Source organism: Actinophytocola sp., from assembly GCF_036378875.1.
Taxonomy (GTDB): Bacteria; Actinomycetota; Actinomycetes; order Mycobacteriales; family Pseudonocardiaceae; genus Actinophytocola.
In genome coordinates, this window is sequence record NZ_DASUVO010000159.1 from 81,762 (window position 1) to 97,068 (window position 15,307).

The window sequence follows — 15,307 nt, forward strand, 5'->3', positions numbered from 1 at the left end:
CACGCGGGTTCTGGGCGTTGGACACGCGTGGTGGGATCTTGGGGTGATGCGGTGGGTGGTGCCTGGGGTTTGTGCCGGCATGGCGCTGCTTGTGCTCGCGCCGTTGCTCTCCGGCGGGTTCGTGCTCAGTTACGACATGGTGTTCGTGCCTCGGCAGGATCTGCTGCCGGAGGCGTTCGGGCTGGGATCAGCTCTCCCGAGGGCCGTGCCGGCCGATGCCGTTGTCGGCGTGCTCACCTCCTTCCTGCCCGGGGATCTGGTCCAGCACGGGATCCTGCTTGCCGCGCTCTTCGCCGGGCCGCTGGGCGCCGCACGGCTCGTGCCCACCGAGTCCGTTGCCATCCGGGTTGTCGCCGCCGTCGGGTACGGGTGGACGGTGTTTCTCGCTGAGCGGTTGGTCATGGGGCACTGGCCTTACCTGCTCGCCTACGCCGCTCTGCCCTGGATCGTGCTTGCCCGTGACAGTCCGGCGAAGCTCGTGCTCGCCTGCCTGCCCGGGGTGCTCACGCCGGCCGGGGGAATCCTCGTCGCGGGGACCGCCTTCGCCGCCGGTGGCGCCAGGAAGTTCACCATCCCCATCGCGGTCGTGCTCAACGCGCCGTGGTGGGTGCCGGCCCTCCTGCACACGAGCAGTGGGTTGTCCGCCGAGTACGGCGTGGTCGCCTTCGCGGCACGGGCGGAGAACTGGGGTGGGCCCGTGCTCAGCCTGCTCGGCCTCGGCGGCATCTGGAACGCCGAGGTGACACCTGCCAGCCGGGCCAACCCGCTCGTGCCTGTCGTCACCATCGTCGTCGTCGCCACCGCCCTTTTCGGACTCAGCCGGCTCAACACACGCTGGGCACGGGGAATCACGATTCTCGGTGCCGTCGGGGTGTTCCTCGCCGCCCTGCCCACCCTGCCCGGCGGACAAGAGCTGCTCTCCTGGACGGTCGCCAACGTGCCCGGTGGCGGGCTGCTCCGTGACTCGCAGAAGTGGGTGGCCTGGTGGGCGTTGCCCCTCGCACTCGGGGTGGCCAAAGCGGTCGAGCGGGTCAACCGGAAGACAGTCGTTGCCGTGGCGGCCGTTCTGCCGGTCGCCGTGCTGCCCGACTTCGCCTTCGCCGCGTGGGGGCAGCTGCACACCGCCCACTACCCCGCCGACTGGTACGCGGTGCGGGACATTCTCGACAAGGACCCGCGAGCGGGGGACGTGGTCACGCAGCCCTTCGGGGCCTTCCGGCAGTTCGGTTGGAACGGCAACCGCACACAGCTCGACCCCGCACCCCGTTTCCTCCCCAGGACGACCGTCATCGACGACACGCTCTACGTCAACGGGCGGGCCGTCGCCGGCGAGGATCCCCGTGCCAGAGCCGTAAGAAACGGCACACCGCTGAACGAGCTCGGCATCGGCTGGGTGCTCGTCGAGCACGGCACGCCCGGTCAAACCAGTACGGACGGCCTCGACATCGTCTACCGCGGACAGTGGCTCGACCTCTACCGCGTACCTGGACCAATCGCCGATCCGCCGGATGGACCACCGCACGCACCGGTCGTCATCGCGTTCTCGGCAGCAGGGACACTGATCCTCTTCAGCGTGTTGTGGCTGGCGTTACCGACCGGTAGATTGACACCCCTGCGTCGTCGCGAACGGGAGTGAGCCGTGGGCAAGCTGGTAGGCGTGATCGCCTCGGTACTGGTCGGCATCGTGCTCGCGACTGGCGTGAACTTCGCCGTCTCCAACACTTCCGCGCCGGACAACGACGTCAACCTCGAGAACCCCGCCGCGCCCAACAACATGGGCAGCGGCAGCGGCTCGGTCAGCTACGGCTCGACGCGCTGACGACGTCGAACACAGCGGTCTCGAACGCGTCCACGCTGCGTTCCCAGTCGAACTCGGCCGCCCACGCGCGGCCGGCGGCACCCATCTCGGTCCGCAGCGACGCGGAGTCCAGCAGGCTCTCCACCTTGCGCACGAAGTCGTCGAAGTCCGTGGCCAGCAAGCCAGTCGTGCCATCCACAATGGACTCCGCGACCCCGCCCGCCGCGCGGTAGGCGACCGACGGCACGCCGTGCGCGGCCGCTTCCATGATCACCACACCCCAGCCCTCCTTGACCGAAGGGCACAGGTGCAGCCACGACCGCGCGATGATCTCGTGCTTGTCCTGCTCGTCGACCCAGCCGTGGAGCGTCACCCGGTCCTGCACGTCCCGCAGTTCCGCATGCTCACGCAGGGTCCGCAGCCACCAGCCCTGGCCAACGACCTCCAACCGCAGCTTGGGCCACCGCGTGGCCAGCCGGGCGACCGCGTCGATGGCGTGCTCCACCCGCTTGTGCGGCACCAGCCTGCCGACCAACACGAGCGTCGGATCCGGGTCCTGGGCGGCACGGGTGCGCGGCACCGGGTCCAACCCGTTGTGCACCACGGTGATCCGCGAGGCGGCCACGCCCAGCCGGACCAGCTCGGCACGGGTCACTTCGGACACCGTGAGGTACCGGCACTTCCGGTACAGCCGAGGCGCGAGCCACGACTCGATGAACCAGCCGATCCGGCCAAGCGCCGGCCCGAGCACGGCACGCCACTGCTCCCGGTGGACGTGGTGCACGAGCACCAGCACGGGGCAGCGCGCGACGAGCCGGGAGAAGAACGGCATACCGTTCTGTACGTCGACCACCACGTCCGGACGGGTCGTCATGATCGCGAGGAGGGCCCATCCGTACACGGAGAACCGACCACCCCGCCGGCGAAACCGCACCCCCGCGACCATCTCGTCGCGGGGCGCGTTGGCGTGCGCGGCGCACTGGATCGTCACGTCGTAGCCACGCCGCGCGAGCCCTTCGGCCATCCGCTCGACGTAGCGTTCCGACCCGCCGCCCTCCGGATGCCGGGTGTCGCGCCAGTTCACGAGCAGCACCTTGGGACAACTCATGAATGCTCCGCCGGATGATAGGTTACCGATCGGTACAGTGGATCAGAAAATTCGCGGAAAAGACAGCCCTCGATGGTAGGTAAGACCAACTCTCTGGCCCGTTCGGTCCACCTGTTCCGTGCTTTTTTGCAGGAACAGTCCAATCCGGACCACTTCTACCGAACACTGGCGCACGACTCGGTCCGCCAGATATCGGAGTACGTGCCGCTGAACGGCGCAACGATTCTCGACGTCGGCGGCGGTCCCGGCTACTTCGCGGACGCGTTCCGGGCCGCCGGCAGCCACTATCTCGGCGTCGACCCGGACGTCGGGGAGCTGTCCGCGCGCGGCGAGCCGGCACCGGGCATGATCCGCGCCAGTGGCACTGAGCTGCCCATATGCACCGATGCCGTTGATATCTGCTACTCGTCGAACGTGCTCGAGCACGTCGCCGACCCGGACCGGATGCTGGCCGAGATGGTCCGGGTGACCAGACCCGGCGGCACGGTGTTCGTCTCCTTCACACCATGGTTCTCTCCGTGGGGCGGCCACGAAACCGCACCGTGGCATTTTCTCGGCGGCCGTTACGCACGCCGTCGATATGTCACAAAGAAAGGACATGAACCGAAGAACAAATTCGGCGAGAGTCTGTTCGCGTTGACCGTCGGAAAAGCACTGCGGTGGGCGCGGACGTGTGATGAAGCCATTCTCGTCCGCGCCCTCCCGAGATATCACCCGTGGTGGGCGGTGTGGATTGTGCGCGTGCCGCTGCTACGCGAGCTCGCCTCCTGGAACCTGGTGCTGGTGCTCAGAAAGCGCTAGGCGGCACCGGCCGGCTGCCGGGACATCGGTGGCGCGCCGCCGACCGAGCTCGGCTCGCCACGCCGGAACCCGCCGTACAGCAGGAACAACGCGAGCACGATGAGCAGTCCGCCCGCGACCCACAGCACGATCGGTCCGGTGGTCAGCAGTCTGACCTGGCTCTTGCCGTCCTCGGCGCGGGTGACGAACTCGGTGACCGTCGCGTCGTTGAGCCGCAGCTTGCCGTTGAAGACCACGGTGCCGTCGCCGGGTTCCTCACCCGACGGGACCAGTTCCTGGGTCATCTCCTGCTGTCCGAGGACGATGACGCCGGTGACGGGCTCGACCCACAGCGTCCGCTTGGCCGTGTAGTACATGGCGGCGTCGACGCTCGGCTCGTCCGGCTCACCCACGAGCGAGCCGGGCACCTCACGATCGCCGACCTTCGTGTTCGGCACCTCGATGACGTACCGGTAGGTGTCAAGTCCCTGGACGGTGTCCTCGCCGTCGTAGCGGGCCTTGACCGCCTTACGGACCTGGGTGTCGAAGAACTCGTAGTCCTGCTGTTCGGTGCCGAACGGGAACTTGAACGAGAGACCGGGCTGTTGCAGGGTGTTTCGGCTGACCGTCTCGCGGTTGCCCTGCTCCGCCTCGATGTACTGGCCCTCGCACGGCGCCACGGCCTGGCCGGTATGGCGGTCGAAGCACTGCGAGCGCACCGAGGCGGTGATCGTCGAGTCGGTCGACTCGACGATCATCTTGATCGCCTCGACGTACACCGCGACGTCACCGTCGGCCTCGACCTCTGGCCGCGTCAGGTCGCCGGTGACATATGTGGTCGCTTTGACACTGAGATTGTTACGTATCTCGGGCACGGGCGCGCCGTCGACGGTTTCGATCACGAGCGCGGTGACGTTGTCGCCTTCCGCGACCGAGAGTGACTTGGTGTCCAGTGGTGCTTTGGCAAGCTGCGGGTACGCGTAGAAACGCAGCAGCAGGCCGAGCGCCACCGCGAAGACCCCCAGTCCAAGCAGGACGAAGCCGACGATGCGACGCACCGGACCTCCTCTTCGAGGTGAGAACGATGGGCGCCAAATTACCCGACAGTAACCCGAGCACAAGACCCATCTGGAGCAGTGTTGCGGCATCATGCAGGCATGCGATGCGACGTGTGGTGGGCGCACCCGACTCCGGCGACCCCGAGTCTGCTGGACCTGCTCGACGACGTGGAGCGCGGCCGCTACGAGGGCTACCGCCGGGACGTCGACAAGCAGCGGTTCCTGACCGGCCGTGCGTTGATCCGGGGGGTCGTGGCCGCCGAGCTGGGCATCGCGCCGGCAGACGTGGCACTGGACAGCTCCTGCTTCGACTGCGGCAAGCCGCACGGCAAGCCCACCGTGGTCGGCTCGACGCTCGAGGTGTCCATCTCGCATTCCGGTGACTGGGTGGCGCTCGCGATGACCGAGGGCGCGCCCGTCGGCGTGGACGTCGAGGAGATCCGGGACGCGGAGGTCGACGGCCTGGCGGGCATCTGCTTCTCCCCTGAGGAGCTGACGAGGTTCGACGCCGTGCCGGAGGCGGACCGGCGGGGCGCGTTCTTCACCTACTGGGCCCGCAAGGAAGCCGTGATCAAGGCGACCGGCAAGGGCATGACGGTCGTGATGAGCAAGCTGACGTTGACCGCGCACGACGAACAGCCGCGTGTGCTCGACTCCCAGGCGTCCGATGTGGACACCGGCACCACGCGGATGGCGGACCTGGACCGGGGTCCTTCGTACCGGGCCTGTGTCGCGGTGTTCGCCGACACCGCGCCCAAGGTGACCGAACACGAAGCGGCCGAGCTGATCGCCTCACTCGGCTGACATGCGGCCGCGGGCCTGTGCGAGGTAGCCGTCGACGAGCGACGTGTCCTGGTTGTGCCGAACGCGCAGGGTCTTCGCGTGCTGCAGGTAGGCGATGGCCACGCCGGCGGCCTCCCTGCGCGTCACCGGTTCCGGGGTGCCGCGCAACAGCTGACCCGCGGCCCGCTCGTCGATGAGGGCCACGGCGCCGAGATGTTGCCGGCAGCGCGCCACCCCCTGTTCCTCGCGGATGCGGGTGAACGTGGCCAGCGCACGGTGCCAGTAGCGGACCGCCTCGACGATCTGCCAGTGCGACAACACGACGCCCTGCAGCTCGATACTGTGCGCCAACGAGCCGTGATCACTGGCGTCCCGCGCCAGTTTCTCCGCCCGTACGAGGTACTGGAGCGCCTCCGACAGTAGGCCGTCGGCCAGGTGCAGCACACCGGTGTTGATCAGCACCGCCGGTGACTGCGCCTGTAGCACGGACAGACTCGTGCGTGCCGCGGTCAGCCCGGTTCCCCGGTTGATCGCCACGAGTGCCCGTTCCACCCGCTCACGCGCGTCCAGCTCGGACTGGAACTGTGGTTTCGGCACCTGTTCGAGGTGCGTGCGGGCACTGTCGAGCTCCTTCACCGCGTCGCCGAACCGCAGGACCATCCGGTGCGCGGTCGCCTTGCGGATCGCGGCAAGCGCCGCAACGTCCAGCCAGCCGACCCGCTCCGCCAGGTCGTGCAGGCCGGAGTTCACGACGAGCATGGCGTTCGACATCCACTCCCGCAGGTACCAGCGGGTGAGCGCGTCGGCGATCGCGCTCAGGTCGTCGAGCAGCGTGGCCAGCAGCTCGTCGTCGGTGTAGGTGGCCAGGTACAGCGGCCGGAAGGACGGTTCGGACTCCTCGAACCACCGGTGCGCGTCCTTCGGTTCGGTCTCCAGCCGAGTGCCCCACAGATCGGCGAAGTACCGGTAGAACCTCAGCAGCGCGGGCAACGCACGTGCCGCGACCGCCCGTCGCTCCTCCTCGCTCGTGGTGCCCTCGATCGCCCGCCGGTACTCCTGCGGCAGTCGGTAGCGGCCGTCGACCTCCTCGACGAGGTTGCGGATCCGCAGCTCCTCCAACGCGGTCGGGTCGCCGCTGACCCCGAGCATGGCCGCGATCGCACCCTTGATCAGACCGGTCACCGGGAGGCTGGCCAGCGCGGACAGCAACCACGCCGCGTCGTCGGACAACCCGGCCCGGACGTTGGTGAGCACGGCCCGCCACACCCGTTCGAGGGTGCCCGTGACCGGTCCCTCCCGGTGCAGCTCGGCGACGAGGTCCCGCACCGTCACCGTGCTGCCGGTGCGGCTGACCTCGTGTGCGAGCGCCAGCACCGCACGCGGGCGGCCGAGGCAGGCGCCCAACAGCTCGTCGACGTCCTCGTCCGGCTCGTGGCCACGCCGGAAACGCTCGTACCACTTCGGCTTCGGCGCCTTGCGGGCCACGCGCCACAGCTCCCGCATGTCCGTCACCGACATCTCGTCGACCCGGATCGTGCTGTGGCCCACCAGTTCCTCGAGCGCGGTCTCCCCGACGATCACCAGGTGCGGGCCGGTGACCGGCCACTCGCGGACCAGCCACGCCACCTGGTCCGGCGTGGTCACGTTGTCCAGCAACAAGGTGCCGTCCGACGCCCGGAACACGCCGACCAGCTCACGCGCGGCCCGGCCCAGCACCGCGTCGTCACCGGTGTCCGGTTCGGCGATACCGAAGGCCGACACCACCCGCCCCGCCGTCGTCACCGCGTCGTCCGGGGCGCTCGCCGACCGGCTGCGGAGGTCGAACCTGGTGGTGGCACGGGAATCGACGCCGTGGTCGTCGATCAGCCGCTGCGTGATCGCCTGCCCGACGGCCGACGTGCCGACGTCCCGCTCGCCGGTCACCGCGACGATCCCGTTGACCAGCACCAACTCCGTGGCCTTGCCCACCTCGTGCTCGCGGTCGCACAGCTCGGGAGGCCGGTACCAGACCGGTGGGGAGTACAACCTCGGCGGCGGTGGGGTCTCGTCCGTCGCGAGTGGACTACGCCGGCGCCGGCGTTCCACCAGTTCCAGCGCCATCCAGCCCAGGAGGAACAGCGGCGCCACGACGATCGCGGCCAGCAGCAGGTAGCGGCCGAGGGTCTGGCCTGCCGTCGTGTCGTTGGCCTGGTTGCCGATCAGCTCACCGGAGACGGTGACCACGAACCAGGTCACCACGGCGATCATCAGGACCGGCAGCCGCCGGAACCACTCGCGCTCTGGCCGGTTCACGGCTCGATCCCCCCGGTGAGCCCGGCGACGACCCGCCGCCACGTCACGAGCAGCAACGTGACCGGGACCAGGGCCGACACGACGGCCGCCGCGGTGACCGTCCCGGCCGCGGTCGCGAACTGCCGTCCCTCACCCCAGACCAGCAGCGCCACGGGGCTCGCCCCCTGCCCGCTGATGAGGAAGCCGACGATGAAGTCGTTCCACACCAGGAGGAACTCGAGCACACCGGCCGCGATCAGCGTGGACCGGTACGGGCCGAGCCGCCACATGAGGTCCAGCGCCGGTCGGCCGTTGCGGGCCGGGGCGGCGAGGAAGGCCGTGCGCAGCACGAGGGTCGCGAACGGCAGCCCGGCCGCCGCGTGCACGAGCGCGAGCGGCGCCCGCGCGCCGGCGAACCCCAGCTCGGCGATCGCCGCGCCGAGCGGTCCCGCGTACATCTGCACCGGCGCGACCGCGAGGATCGCGAGCAGGCCGGTCACCACCCGCGACACCCTCCTCGGCACGACCCAGGTGAGCAGGTACGCGAACGGCACGGCGGCCATCAGCACCAGCGCGGTCGCGAGCCCGGCGATCAGGAAGCTGCCGGCGACCGCGGGCCACAGCCAGGTCGCGCCGGCCTCGACGAACGAGCCGAGACCGAATCCCTCGAACCGCCAGAAGCCGGCCGTGCCAGCGGACTCGGGACTGTGGAAGGCGGTCATGACGAGCACGACGACCGGCATGAACCACACGAGACCAACGGATCCGACCAGCGGACCGCTCCAGCGCGTCACCCTCCTGTCCGCAATGGACACCGGCGCCGGGTCGATCCGGTTCGACGCGCGCATGGCACGCATGCCGGTCACGCTGAGGGTCGCGACCACCGCGAACAGCAGCACCGCGAGCGCGGCGGGCCCACCGGTGTCGGCCGACCGGGTCGTCATCCGCCACCACTGCAGCCCCACGACGACCACGTCGTCCTGAGTGGACCCCGGCGCCGCGATCAGCACCAGGTCGAACACACGGATCGCGGCGACGAGCACGGTCAGCACGACGATCGCGGTGACCGGCCCGGCCTTCGGCAGGCGCAGCCGGCCGAGCCGGAACTTCTCGCCGCCTGCCGAGTCGAGCCCCGCGCGGAACAACACGACCACGAACCCCAGCCAGGACCAGGCGAAGGCGGACGCGAGCACCCACCAGATCAGGTCGGGACCGAGCCAGGTGGCGCCGCGGCCGAGTATCGCGCTCACCATGCCGCGCTCTGGGTTCGGGTCGAAGATCAGCCGGAACACCGCGCCGGACACCACCGCGGACACGCCGAACGGCAGGATCAGCACGTACAGCAGGAGCCGCCACAGCCGGCCGACGTGCTGGCTCAGCACGGCGACGCAGTAGCCGAACACGATCAGCGCGAGCGCGATGGCCACCCACACCAGGCTGTGCCACGCCGCCCGCAGCGCGGCGGGATCCATGAACAGTGCACGGAAGTTGCCGACGATCGGCACGTTCGCGTCCAGCGCCCAGCCAAACGTCCAGACCATGGGCACGACGAGCAGCGCGGTCAACAGCATCGCCGGCAGACCCCACAGGTACTGGCGGCGGCGGTGCACGGGTCGCGCGACCGCGATGCCGTCGGTGAGCTCCCGGCCGACGACCTCGAGCACCAGGTGCGGGCTGGTCTCGATCCTCATGAGCCGGTCCGGTGCTCGGCGTCGACCATGGCCCGGCAGGCGACCCGGGCGGCCTCTTCCGGCTGGATGCCGTCGGCGACGCCCCGCAGCAGGTCCCGCAGGACGCCCTGGAGTCCTTCGCCGCCGCCGAGCCGGCCGAGGCTGTCGGCCAGCCCGAAACGGATGTCGTTCTCCGCCAACGCCTTCGCGAGCTTGCGCAGTGTCGGGCTGTAGTAACGGTCGTCAGTGCCCGGGTTGGCCGCGATGAACCCGCCGGTGTCGCGGATCCACGGCACGGGTGCCTTCGGTGTGGCAAGGTAGCGGATGAGGTCCTGCGCGGCGCCACTCGCCGGCCTGGTCAGCACGAGCAGGTCCGACGAGACGGCCAGCGGCGGGTCGCCAGGCCCACCCGGTGGGAAGGTGAAGGTGTCGAAGCCCTCGGGATCGGGGGCGAACCGCCGGATCACCGACTCGGCGAAGTCCGGCATCGCCACCATGGCCGCGCGCCTGTACGTGCACATCTCCAGGACCGCGTCCGGGAACTGCTGCACGAGCGCGTTGCTGGCACCGCCGGACAGCGCGCCGGCCTGACCCCACATCCTGGCGACCATCTCGAACGCCCCACGCACCTCGCGGCTGGTCCACAGGTTCGCCTCGTGGTCGGGTCCGGCGAGCGCGTCGAACGCGACCGGATAGGTGCGGAGCAGCACGTTCTCGAAGAACTGCGCCAGCACCCAGCCGTCCGCGCCGCCGAGCGCCAGCGGGGTCACACCGTTGTCGATGAGCTCCTCGTTGAGCGCGAGCCAGTCGTCCCAGGTTTTCGGCGGGGTGATGTCGAGGTCCTTGCGGTACCAGACGACCGAGACGTTGGCGAGCTTGAACGGCAGGGCGTAGTGCCGGTCACCGACCAGGGCACCGGACCAGATCCGCGTGTACTGCTCGTCCCAGACACCCTCCGGCAGCGGTGCGAGATTGTCGAGGTTGGCCCGCACGTGCCCGACCTGCGGCACCGCGACGACGTCCGGGCGGCCCGCGGTACGGGCGCCGAACGCAGCGCTGATGTCGTCGCCGAACGGGATGACCTCGTAGTCCTGGACGCCGCGCCCGGCGAGGACGTCCTCGAACGCGGCGAACTCGGCGGCGCTCCAGGTCACGGCCACCCGCGTGAGGTCCCCGATGCCGGCGATGCGGCCGCAGCCGGCAGCCAGCCCCGCGAGCGGCGTCAACGCCGCCGTGCGCAGCAGGGTTCTCCTACGGAACTCTCGACGCATACCGCCCCAGTGTGTGTCGACTGCGTTCACCTTAGTGTGATGTCAGCCGCATGGGACGGTTCCCGCTATGTCACGTCCAGGTGAAGTCCCATCGCCCGGAGTAGCGTCTGGAACTTCGCCGACGTCTCGGTGACCTCGAGTTCCGGGACCGAGGCCGGCATGATGCCCGCGCCCGAGTACAGCGTCATCGTCGCCCGCCCGGTCACCGGCTCGACCAGCTCGGCGCAGCGGATGCCCACCACCCACTGGCCGTCGCCGTCGGCGTCGCACCAGCCGATGGCGCCGGCGTAGAAGCCGCGGTCGAACGGCTCGAGCGCGCTGATCGTCGCCCTGGCCGCCTCCGCCGGGGCGCCACAGACGGCCGGGGTCGGGTGCAGCGCGCTGGCCAGCCGCAACGACGAGACACCGGGGTCGCGCAGCTCGCCGGTGACGCGGGTGGACAGGTGCCACACCGCGGTCGTGCTGATCAGCGACGGCGCGGCCGGCACGTCGAGCGTCCGGCAGAACGGGCGGAGCGCGTCGGCCACCGCCTCCACCACGACCCGGTGCTCGTCGTGGTCCTTGGCCGAGGCCAGCAGCGCCTGGCCGTTGGCGTGGTCTTTCTCGGGGTCCTGGTCGCGCGGGATCGACCCGGCGAGCGGGTTCGCCACGACCGTCGTGCCGGTGCGGGACAGCAGCATCTCGGGGGTCGCGCCGACGAGCGTGCGGCGGCCTGTCCTGGCCGGCAGGTCGACCGCGTAGGTGAAGCCCGCCGCGTTGTCCGAGACCAGGTTGGCGAGCAGGGTGCGCACGTCGACGGGGGCTGCCATGGTCAGCCGCAGGGCGCGGGCCAGCACGACCTTGCGCAGGTCGCCGGCCTTGAGAAGGTCGACGGCGGACGCGACGGCGTGTGCGTAGCCGGCGCGGGACGGTATCGGCTCCACCGACACCGCGGTGCCGACGGGGCGGCGCGGGTGGGCGGCCAGCGGCCCTGACCACTGGACGGCGGCCGGGAGGACGACGTGCGGCGCGGTCTCATGGTCGAAAGGCAGTGCGCCGACGGCGACCGGGACGTCCGAGTCGACGAGGAGCTTCGTGACCCGTTTTGCCAGCTCATCGGGGTCGCGCTCGGCGACGACCTGGCGTTCGCCGGTCGCGAGCAACGCCCGCTCCGGCGAGGTCAGTAGGAACGAGCCGGGGCGGTAGTCCGAGAGCACGTTTCCATCATTGCCCAGTTACCGGGCCGGGAAACTCCCTCGGCGGTAGGATTTTGAACACGTTCAGGGCCCGAAGGCGGTGCGCCAACGGGCCCTGGAGTGGCGTGTCTTAGTTCAGCGCGCTGATCAGCGCGGCGCGCTGGCGGTCGCCGAGGCCGGCGGCACGCCGGTCCGGGTCGATGCCGGTCTGCTCGAGCAGCGCGGCGACCTTCACGGCGCCGAGGCCGGGCACCGCCTTGAGCAGCGCGGCGACCTTGGTCTTGCCGATGGTCTTGTCTTCCTTCGCCTTGTCGAGCACCGACCCGATGGTCCGCTCGCCGGACTTGATCGACGCCAAGAGCTCGGAGCGTGCCTTGCGGGCCTCCGCAGCCTTGGCCAGCGCCTCAGCGCGCTGCTCTGGAGTCAACGTGGGCAGAGCCACCGTGGTGATCCTTCCTTCTTCGACTTTCTGGCTGGTCCCGCGCAGGCCGACGACCAGGTCGGATCCTGGACCGCTCCCCCGCGGCGCCGCTGCCAGTAAACACATCTACGCCTGGCAACATACGCGCGACACGCGAAGACTTCGCGCTGAAACCGCAGGTAACCCACTATCTGGGGGTCTGACACGGAGCGTTACCCGTGTTCAGGACCACACGCAGGGCACTACTGTTCTGCCAAGTAGCGGCACAGCCACAGGGAGCTTGAACAGCGATGTTGGGCACCATGCAGGACGGTCAACTGTCCATTGCGAACCTGCTGCGGCATGGCAGCCGGGTCCACGGAGGAGCCGAGGTCGTCACGTGGACCGGGGAAGGCTCCCGGCGCAGCACGTATGCCGAGGTGGCGAAGGAGGCGGCCCAGCTGGCGCACGCGCTGCGCGGCCTCGGGGTCACCTCCGACCAGCGGGTCGGCACGTTCATGTGGAACAACACGGAGCATCTGGTCGCCTACCTCGCGGTGCCGTCGATGGGCGCCGTGCTGCACACGCTCAACATCCGGCTGTTCCCCGAGCAGCTGACCTATGTCGCGAACCACGCCGAGGACCACGTCGTGCTCGTGGACGCCACGCTCGTGCCGCTGCTGTCGAAGGTGCTGCCGACGTTCGAGACGGTCAAGCACGTGGTGGTCGTGAACGGGGACGCGAGCGCGGTGCGGGCACCCGAGGGCGTGACCGTGCACTCGTACGCGTCGCTGCTGGAAGGGCAGCCCGACGACTTCGACTGGCCGGACGTCGACGAGAACTCGGCGGCCGCGATGTGCTACACGTCCGGTACCACCGGTGACCCGAAGGGCGTCGTCTACACGCACCGGTCGATCTGGCTGCACTCGATGCAGGTGTGCATGACCGACTCGATGGCGCTGTCCCAGGGCGACCGGGCGCTGGTCATCGTGCCGCAGTTCCACGCCATGTCGTGGGGCCTGCCGTACGCGGCGATCATGGTGGGCGCGTCGCTGATCATGCCGGACCGGTTCCTGCAGCCCGAGCCGCTCGCCGAGATCATCGCGACGGAGCGCCCGACGATGGCCGGTGCCGTGCCCACGATCTGGCAGGGCCTGCTCGCCCTGCTGGCGCAGAAGCCGCGAGACCTGTCGCCGCTGTCGCATGCCATCGTCGGCGGGTCGGCCGTCCCGCCGTCACTGATGAAGGCGTTCGACGAACTGGGCGTGACGATCATCCACGCATGGGGGATGACCGAGACCTCACCACTGGGTTGTGTGTCACGGGCGCCGGAAGGGTTGGCACCCGACGAGGCCTGGGACTACCGGATCCTGCAGGGCCGGTTCCCGGCGTCGGTGCGTGCGCGGCTGATCGACGACGACGGCAACGAGCTGCCGTGGGACAACGAGGCGGTCGGCGAGCTGGAGGTCGCCGGCCCGTGGGTCACCGCGTCGTACTACAAGGTCGGCGTGGAGCCGGAGAAGTTCCACGACGGCTGGCTGCGGACCGGCGACGTCGGCGCGATCACCCCGGACGGCTTCCTGCGGCTCACCGACCGGTCGAAGGACATCATCAAGTCGGGCGGCGAGTGGATCTCGTCGGTCGACCTGGAGAACGCGGTGATGGCCCATCCGTCCGTTGCGGAGGCCGCGGTGATCGGGGTGCCGGACGAGAAGTGGTCGGAGCGTCCGCTGGTGGCGGTCGTGCTGCGGTCAGGGGAGGCGGCCACGCCGGACGAGCTGCGGTCGTTCCTGGCCGACAAGGTCGCCAAGTGGCAGGTGCCGGAGAACTGGACGTTCATCGACGAGGTGCCGAAGACGAGCGTCGGCAAGTTCGACAAGAAGCGGCTACGCGCGGCCGCCGCCGAGGGCAGGCTCGACATCACGCACCTGTCATGACGGATGCCGAGGCCACCGCCTCGCTGCACGGAAGCGTGCCGTTCGCCGCACACCTGGGTATCGAGCTCGTGGCCGCGGAGCCGTCCGCGGTCACGGGCCGGGTGGCGTGGGCGGAGTCGCTGTGCACGGCCGGCGGGGCGCTGAACGGCGGCGTGATCATGGCGCTGGCGGACAACGTGGGGGCGCTGTGCGCGTTCCTGAACCTGCCGCACGGCTCAGCTGGCACGACGACGATCGAGTCCAAGACCAACTTCCTGCGTGCGATCCGGGCCGGGCACGCCACCGCGACCGCCCGTCCACTGCACGTTGGGCGGCGCATCATCGTGGTCGAATCCGACGTTCTCGACGACGAGAAACGCCTGGTCGCGAAGGTCATGCAGAGCCAGGCGGTCCTGTGATGCCTGTACCGGTTTAGACCAAATGGTCGGCACCGACCGTCGGAGATCGGTATCGTCGGCGACGTGCCGGAACCTCGGACGCGGAAGCTGACCGCGACGTCCTACGTAGTGCTCGGCATGCTCAGCTACTCGCCCGCGACCAGCTACGACCTGAAGCAGTGGATCGCGAACACCATCGGGAACTTCTGGGCCTTCGCGCACTCGCAGCTGTACGACGAACCGGCCCGCCTGGTCGCGGACGGCCTGGTGAGCGAGGAAGTGGAGGAGGGCGGCCGGCGGCGGCGGACGTACTCGATCCTGCCCGCCGGCCGCGAGGCCTTACGCGACTGGCTGTCCGCGCCGACCGACGACATCGTCGAGGTCCGCGACCCCGGCCTGCTGAAGCTGTTCTTCCTGAACTTCGGCACCCGCAAGGACCTGCTCCAACTGGCCCGCGACCGCCGCGAGTCCCACCGCACCCGCGCCGACGCGTACGAGGAACAGCGCGCGGAGATCGTCGACTTCGCGGACCGTTGGCAGATAAGGACAATGGAACTGGGCATCCGCTACGAGCGCTGCGTTGAACAGTTCTGGTCCGACTTCCTGGAAGAACTGGAAGCGGAAGACAAACGCTGAAGCGCCGCGAGTCGCGCTTTCAGCCCCCGCGAGTTGCGTTTTC

At 69.6% G+C, this 15,307-nt stretch carries 14 protein-coding genes; 7 read left to right on the plus strand and 7 right to left on the minus strand.

Features of this window, described 5'->3' with window-relative positions; all coding sequences use genetic code 11:
• Positions 1-46: 46 nt before the first annotated feature.
• Positions 47-1,636: an MmpA family trehalose lipid delivery protein gene (locus tag VF106_RS44385; RefSeq protein WP_524535877.1), complete on the plus strand. Its 1,590-nt coding sequence runs from the start codon at positions 47-49 to the stop codon at positions 1,634-1,636.
• 3 nt (positions 1,637-1,639) lie between these two features.
• On the plus strand, positions 1,640-1,819 hold the full coding sequence (locus VF106_RS44390) for a hypothetical protein (RefSeq protein WP_330846076.1): 180 nt from the start codon (positions 1,640-1,642) through the stop codon (positions 1,817-1,819).
• Here the strand turns inward: VF106_RS44390 and VF106_RS44395 are convergent.
• Positions 1,797-2,906 carry a glycosyltransferase family 4 protein gene (locus tag VF106_RS44395; protein ID WP_330846077.1) on the minus strand — a complete coding sequence of 370 codons (1,110 nt, stop codon included), beginning with the start codon at positions 2,904-2,906 and terminating at the stop codon, positions 1,797-1,799. The two genes, VF106_RS44390 and VF106_RS44395, sit on opposite strands and share 23 nt — an antisense overlap.
• A 72-nt stretch (positions 2,907-2,978) precedes the next feature.
• Here VF106_RS44395 and VF106_RS44400 point away from each other — a divergent pair, with 72 nt between their 5' ends.
• A complete protein-coding gene (locus VF106_RS44400) occupies positions 2,979-3,707 on the plus strand; it encodes a class I SAM-dependent methyltransferase (RefSeq protein ID WP_330846078.1) in 729 nt (242 codons plus the stop codon).
• Here the strand turns inward: VF106_RS44400 and pgfA are convergent.
• On the minus strand, positions 3,704-4,744 hold the full coding sequence (pgfA, locus tag VF106_RS44405) for a cell envelope lipid trafficking protein PgfA (protein ID WP_330846079.1): 1,041 nt from the start codon (positions 4,742-4,744) through the stop codon (positions 3,704-3,706). The genes VF106_RS44400 and pgfA overlap by 4 nt on opposite strands.
• Positions 4,745-4,843: 99 nt before the next feature.
• Between pgfA and VF106_RS44410 the strand changes: the two genes are divergently transcribed.
• Entirely contained in the window at positions 4,844-5,548 is a 705-nt protein-coding gene (locus VF106_RS44410) for a 4'-phosphopantetheinyl transferase family protein (protein WP_330846080.1), read from the plus strand.
• On the opposite strand, the gene VF106_RS44415 is transcribed toward VF106_RS44410, so the two are convergent.
• The 5 genes from VF106_RS44415 to mihF form a co-directional block, all read right to left on the minus strand.
• Positions 5,537-7,819, minus strand: a complete 2,283-nt coding sequence (locus VF106_RS44415; protein ID WP_330846081.1) for a hypothetical protein — start codon at positions 7,817-7,819, stop codon at positions 5,537-5,539. The genes VF106_RS44410 and VF106_RS44415 overlap by 12 nt on opposite strands.
• Positions 7,816-9,489 carry a hypothetical protein gene (locus VF106_RS44420; protein ID WP_330846082.1) on the minus strand — a complete coding sequence of 558 codons (1,674 nt, stop codon included), beginning with the start codon at positions 9,487-9,489 and terminating at the stop codon, positions 7,816-7,818. Before VF106_RS44420 ends, VF106_RS44415 begins: the two co-directional genes overlap by 4 nt.
• Positions 9,486-10,739, minus strand: a complete 1,254-nt coding sequence (locus VF106_RS44425) for an ABC transporter substrate-binding protein (RefSeq protein WP_330846083.1) — start codon at positions 10,737-10,739, stop codon at positions 9,486-9,488. The genes VF106_RS44420 and VF106_RS44425 overlap by 4 nt, the downstream gene beginning before the upstream one ends.
• Positions 10,740-10,804: 65 nt before the next feature.
• Positions 10,805-11,935 (minus strand): isochorismate synthase, encoded by a 1,131-nt coding sequence (locus VF106_RS44430; RefSeq protein ID WP_330846084.1) that lies wholly within the window; start codon positions 11,933-11,935, stop codon positions 10,805-10,807.
• A gap of 109 nt (positions 11,936-12,044) precedes the next feature.
• Positions 12,045-12,356, minus strand: a complete 312-nt coding sequence (gene mihF / locus VF106_RS44435; protein WP_330846085.1) for an integration host factor, actinobacterial type — start codon at positions 12,354-12,356, stop codon at positions 12,045-12,047.
• A 269-nt stretch (positions 12,357-12,625) separates the two neighbouring features.
• Here mihF and VF106_RS44440 point away from each other — a divergent pair, with 269 nt between their 5' ends.
• The 3 genes from VF106_RS44440 (at position 12,626) to VF106_RS44450 (ending at position 15,264) form a co-directional block, all read left to right on the plus strand.
• Positions 12,626-14,251: a long-chain fatty acid--CoA ligase gene (locus VF106_RS44440; protein WP_330846086.1), complete on the plus strand. Its 1,626-nt coding sequence runs from the start codon at positions 12,626-12,628 to the stop codon at positions 14,249-14,251.
• Positions 14,248-14,649 carry a PaaI family thioesterase gene (locus VF106_RS44445; RefSeq protein ID WP_330846087.1) on the plus strand — a complete coding sequence of 134 codons (402 nt, stop codon included), beginning with the start codon at positions 14,248-14,250 and terminating at the stop codon, positions 14,647-14,649. Before VF106_RS44440 ends, VF106_RS44445 begins: the two co-directional genes overlap by 4 nt.
• 63 nt (positions 14,650-14,712) lie before the next feature.
• A complete protein-coding gene (locus VF106_RS44450; RefSeq protein ID WP_330846088.1) occupies positions 14,713-15,264 on the plus strand; it encodes a PadR family transcriptional regulator in 552 nt (183 codons plus the stop codon).
• The last annotated feature ends 43 nt before the right edge of the window (positions 15,265-15,307 follow it).

What these genes read in the sequence shown, in the direction of transcription:
- VF106_RS44440 (WP_330846086.1), top strand. Translation starts at nt 12,626, where the DNA reads ATGTTGGGCACCATGCAGGACGGTCAACTGTCCATTGCGAACCTGCTG.
- VF106_RS44400 (WP_330846078.1), top strand. Translation starts at nt 2,979, where the DNA reads ATGGTAGGTAAGACCAACTCTCTGGCCCGTTCGGTCCACCTGTTCCGT.
- VF106_RS44425 (WP_330846083.1), bottom strand. Translation starts at nt 10,739, where the DNA reads ATGCGTCGAGAGTTCCGTAGGAGAACCCTGCTGCGCACGGCGGCGTTG.
- VF106_RS44420 (WP_330846082.1), bottom strand. Translation starts at nt 9,489, where the DNA reads ATGAGGATCGAGACCAGCCCGCACCTGGTGCTCGAGGTCGTCGGCCGG.
- VF106_RS44385 (WP_524535877.1), top strand. Translation starts at nt 47, where the DNA reads ATGCGGTGGGTGGTGCCTGGGGTTTGTGCCGGCATGGCGCTGCTTGTG.
- VF106_RS44410 (WP_330846080.1), top strand. Translation starts at nt 4,844, where the DNA reads ATGCGATGCGACGTGTGGTGGGCGCACCCGACTCCGGCGACCCCGAGT.
- VF106_RS44395 (WP_330846077.1), bottom strand. Translation starts at nt 2,906, where the DNA reads ATGAGTTGTCCCAAGGTGCTGCTCGTGAACTGGCGCGACACCCGGCAT.
- VF106_RS44445 (WP_330846087.1), top strand. Translation starts at nt 14,248, where the DNA reads ATGACGGATGCCGAGGCCACCGCCTCGCTGCACGGAAGCGTGCCGTTC.